Source organism: Phenylobacterium sp. (assembly GCF_037968635.1).
In the GTDB taxonomy this organism is placed as follows: domain Bacteria; phylum Pseudomonadota; class Alphaproteobacteria; order Caulobacterales; family Caulobacteraceae; genus Phenylobacterium.
Genome location: NZ_JBBKVV010000013.1, coordinates 1 through 3,634, shown reverse-complemented (window position 1 = coordinate 3,634; position 3,634 = coordinate 1). Strand labels below are relative to the sequence as shown.

Here is a 3,634-nt window from a genome sequence, read left to right as displayed (position 1 = left end):
ATCGCGCAATTGGGTCCGAACGGCTAGGCGCTGGCGAGCGCGCTCTGGAACAGGATCGCGCCGTCGGCGGAGCCCAGCTCGGCCTCGAAGGCGCGGTCGGGGTGGGGCATCAGGCCCAGGACATTGCCCCGGGCATTGACCACGCCGGCGATGGCGTTGGTGGAGCCGTTCGGATTGTCCTGGTAACGGAACACGACCTGCCCCTCGCCCTCGATGCGGGCCAGGGTGTCGGCGTCGGCGAAGAAGTTCCCCTCGCCATTGCCCACCGTCATGGTCACCTCGCGGCGACCGGCATAGCCGGCGGTGAAGCGGGTCTGGGCGTTGGTGACCTCCAGCGCCACCGGCTTGCAGACATATTTCAGCGCCTCGTTGCGCAGCAGGGCGCCGGGCAGCATGCCGGCCTCGCACAGCACCTGGAAGCCGTTGCAGATGCCGACGGTGGCCACGCCACGCTCGGCGGCCAGCTTGACCTCGTTCATCACCGGCGACAACGAGGCCATGGCCCCGCAACGCAGATAGTCGCCATAGGAAAACCCGCCCGGCAGGACGATCAGGTCCAGGCCATGGGGCAGGGCGGTGTCGCCGTGCCAGACCATGTCGACGGTCGCGCCGGTGGAGCGTTCGATGGCGACCTTGCAGTCGCGGTCGCAGTTGGACCCAGGGAAGACGATGACGGCGGCTTTCATGGGCGCGTTCCTAGGCCGATTTGAGCGGGATTTCCAGGCTGGGGCAGGCTCATTTCGCGCGCGCCTTGGCCAGGGCCTCGAGATAGGCGACCAGCTCGGCGTAGCCCTTCTCGTCGCCATAGGCGCAGCCGGAGTTGGTGATGCCTGTTGGGGTGACCTGCTGCTTGAGGATCGCCGGATGTCCCGGGGCTCCGGGCTCGGTGAGCATGTAGGAACTCTGTCCGCCCTCGGCGTTGTAGTAGCGGAACGGCTCGCCCCGCTCCTTGACCGCCGGCTTCATGCCTGGTGCGGTCACGATCTGCGCGCTGAGGGCCTCGAAGCCGAGGGCGCAGTCGAGCTTCAGCGGCGGCGCGCCCGCAGGCTCAGGTTCGGCGCAGGCCGACAGCAGGAGCGCCCCCATCAGCGGGAGCGCCCAGGGCCTCACGCCACCTCGACCCGGTAGCTTTCGAGGGCCGGGTTGGCCAGCCGCTTCTCGCTCATGTCCTTGACCTCGCGCTCGGTCTCGGCGGCGTCCTTGCCCTTGAGATCAAACTCGATGGTCTTGCCGACCCGGACGCCTTCGACATGACCCCAGCCGAGGCCGTGCAGGGCGGCCTCGACGGCCTTGCCCTGGACGTCCAGCACGCCGGGTTTCAGGAACACATGAACTTTCGCGCGCACTAGTGCAGGCCTCCTTGGATCACGGTGGGCATCTCTTTCATGATCCCCAGCCGCCGGGCGACTTCGGTATAGCTCTCGATGACGTCGCCCAAATCGCGGCGGAATCGGTCCTTGTCCAGCTTCTCGTTGGTCTGGGCGTCCCAGAGCCGGCAGCTGTCGGGGCTGATCTCGTCGGCCAGGATCACCCGGGCGAAGTCATTTTCCCACAGCCGGCCGAACTCCACCTTGAAGTCCACCAGGGTGATGCCGACCGCGCCGAAGGTGCCGGTGAGGAAGTCGTTCACGCGCAAGGTGAGCGCCATCATGTCGTCGATCTCCTGGGTCGAGGCCCAGTTGAAGGCGGTGATGTGCTCCTCGGTGACCATCGGGTCGCCCAGCTTGTCGTCCTTCAGGTAGAACTCGATGATCGAGCGCGGCAGGGCCTGGCCCTCGGGCAGGCCGAAGCGCTGCGAGAGCGAGCCAGCCGCCACATTGCGGCAGACCACCTCCAGCGGGATGATCTCCAACTCGCGGATCAGCTGCTCGCGCAGGTTCAGGCGCCGGATGAAGTGGTTCTGAACTCCGATCGAGTTCAGCCGGGTCATCACATACTCGCTGATGCGGTTGTTGATGACGCCCTTGCCCTCGAGGATGGCTTTCTTCTGGGAATTGAAGGCTGTCGCGTCGTCCTTGAAGTACTGGATGAGGGTGCCGGGCTCGGGCCCCTCATAGAGAATCTTGCCCTTGCCTTCGAAGATCTTCTTGCGGCGGGTGGTCATACGCAGCCTTCTCCACGTGGCGAGGGTTTTGGCTGGAGCCGAAACGAAAAACGCGCGCCGTTGGTCCCAACGCGCGCGATCCCGACTCCAAGCCTCTCGCCGATCTGAGGCTGGCGAAAAATAGACGATCGGACCCCGCTTCGCAAACAGCCATCGGACCCGAGCACGCGCCTTTGCGTTGCGAGCGCGCGCGCCAGGGGATATGCAACCCCGTTAAGGCCGCATCCCGGAGACCGCATGACCACCTTCAACGACCGCGAACGCGGTTTTGAGAACAAGTTCGCCCTGGACCAGGACCAGGAATTCAAGGCCGGGGCCCGCCGCAACCGGCTGCTGGGCGAATGGGCCGCGGGCCTGATGGGCCTGGAGGGCGAACGCGTGGGCGAATACGCCAAGGCCGTGATCAAGTCTGACTTCGAACTGCCGGGCGACGAGGACGTGCTGCGCAAGGTGTTCGAGGACCTCAAGGGCTCCGGCGTGAACACCAGCGAGGGCGAGGTCCGCATGAAGATGGACGAATTGCTGGCCCAGGCCCGCGAAGCCATCCGCGCGGGAACCTGACCCGCACCTGATTTCGGACCCGTCCGACAGGAACGCCGCCTCGCAAGGGCGGCGTTTTTTGTGTCTGCTGCCCTGATGACCGTCGAATCGGCCGCCGCCGTGATCGCCCGCCTGGGCTTGGCCCCGCACCCTGAGGGCGGCTGGTATCGCGAGACCTGGCGTGCGCCCTCCGACACCGGTGTCCGAAGCCCCGGCACCGCCATCCTCTTCCTGCTGGAGGCCGGACAGACCTCGCACTGGCACCGCATCGACGCCACCGAGTTGTGGCTGTTTCAGGCGGGCGCATCTCTGACTCTGAGGACGGCGAGGCGTGACGCGGGCCCCATCGGCGAGGTGCGACTGGGCGCCGACCTTCTGTCAGGCGACGCACCGCAGCACGTGGTGGCGCCGGGCGTGTGGCAGGCGGCGGAGGCCAGTGCGGAGGGCTGGTCGCTGGTGGCTTGCGTGGTGGTTCCGGGGTTCGAGTTCGCGGCGTTCGAGCTGGCGGCCGCGGGGTGGGCGCCGGGCCAGGGTTAGGCCGCCGTTTCGCCCCCTTGGACGTCCTTTCGCGGCGACCTGGGGACCTGACCGGGGTCGTCTGTGTCTCCCGCACGGCGGGTGTACCGCCTCGATCCCAACCCCGCCCGGAGACGCGCATTGCACGCTCTCGACACGGTGAGGGTTGAGTGGCGGCATCCTTCGGCGCGAAGGCTGTTTCGCGGGGCTGAACTCCGACCTAGGCTGCGCCGTTGGTCTGGGGGGACTGCATCATGCCGCGCGTCGCCGAACGCCTTGAGGGATCAGGTCCCACCGCTGGAAGGGCCCGCGACCGCGCGCCCCGGGCGCCGCGCTCCCTGATTGTCGCGCTGGGTCTGGCCTCTGCGCTGGCGCTGGCGGCGCCGGCCCTGACCCAGGCCCTGGACGAGCCCTTCGCCGCCGAAGACGCCGCGACCTACGCGGCCGCCACCGCCGCGGCGGCCATCTCATTGG

Annotated in this window: 7 protein-coding genes; 3 read left to right on the top strand and 4 right to left on the bottom strand. The window is 67.6% G+C overall.

What is annotated here, in order from left to right; genetic code table 11:
• Nucleotides 1-23: 23 nt before the first annotated feature.
• From purQ to purC, 4 genes are read right to left on the bottom strand one after another with little or no spacing between them, the layout of a single operon-like run.
• Complete coding sequence (purQ, locus tag AAC997_RS01650) at nucleotides 24-686, bottom strand: phosphoribosylformylglycinamidine synthase subunit PurQ (protein ID WP_340643959.1); 663 nt, start codon at nucleotides 684-686, stop codon at nucleotides 24-26.
• Nucleotides 687-735: 49 nt separating this feature from the next.
• A complete protein-coding gene (locus tag AAC997_RS01645) occupies nucleotides 736-1,086 on the bottom strand; it encodes a hypothetical protein (RefSeq protein ID WP_340643958.1) in 351 nt (116 codons plus the stop codon).
• A gap of 20 nt (nucleotides 1,087-1,106) precedes the next feature.
• The gene (gene purS, locus AAC997_RS01640) at nucleotides 1,107-1,346 is read right to left on the bottom strand and encodes a phosphoribosylformylglycinamidine synthase subunit PurS (RefSeq protein ID WP_340643957.1); all 240 of its coding nucleotides are present in this window, start codon (nucleotides 1,344-1,346) and stop codon (nucleotides 1,107-1,109) included.
• Nucleotides 1,346-2,104: a phosphoribosylaminoimidazolesuccinocarboxamide synthase gene (purC, locus tag AAC997_RS01635; protein WP_340643956.1), complete on the bottom strand. Its 759-nt coding sequence runs from the start codon at nucleotides 2,102-2,104 to the stop codon at nucleotides 1,346-1,348. Before purC ends, purS begins: the two co-directional genes overlap by 1 nt.
• A 237-nt stretch (nucleotides 2,105-2,341) precedes the next feature.
• On the opposite strand from purC, the gene AAC997_RS01630 reads away from it, so the two are divergent.
• The 3 genes from AAC997_RS01630 to AAC997_RS01620 form a co-directional block, all read left to right on the top strand.
• The gene (locus AAC997_RS01630) at nucleotides 2,342-2,665 is read left to right on the top strand and encodes a DUF1476 domain-containing protein (protein ID WP_340643955.1); all 324 of its coding nucleotides are present in this window, start codon (nucleotides 2,342-2,344) and stop codon (nucleotides 2,663-2,665) included.
• A gap of 75 nt (nucleotides 2,666-2,740) precedes the next feature.
• Nucleotides 2,741-3,181 carry a cupin domain-containing protein gene (locus tag AAC997_RS01625; RefSeq protein ID WP_340643954.1) on the top strand — a complete coding sequence of 147 codons (441 nt, stop codon included), beginning with the start codon at nucleotides 2,741-2,743 and terminating at the stop codon, nucleotides 3,179-3,181.
• A 233-nt stretch (nucleotides 3,182-3,414) separates the two neighbouring features.
• A partial coding sequence (locus AAC997_RS01620; protein WP_340643953.1) for a hypothetical protein occupies nucleotides 3,415-3,634 on the top strand: 220 nt, incomplete at its 3' end.

Coding starts and splice junctions, on each gene's coding strand:
- AAC997_RS01625 (WP_340643954.1), top strand. CDS start 2,741: ATGACCGTCGAATCGGCCGCCGCCGTGATCGCCCGCCTGGGCTTGGCC.
- AAC997_RS01645 (WP_340643958.1), bottom strand. CDS start 1,086: ATGGGGGCGCTCCTGCTGTCGGCCTGCGCCGAACCTGAGCCTGCGGGC.
- purQ (WP_340643959.1), bottom strand. CDS start 686: ATGAAAGCCGCCGTCATCGTCTTCCCTGGGTCCAACTGCGACCGCGAC.
- purC (WP_340643956.1), bottom strand. CDS start 2,104: ATGACCACCCGCCGCAAGAAGATCTTCGAAGGCAAGGGCAAGATTCTC.
- AAC997_RS01630 (WP_340643955.1), top strand. CDS start 2,342: ATGACCACCTTCAACGACCGCGAACGCGGTTTTGAGAACAAGTTCGCC.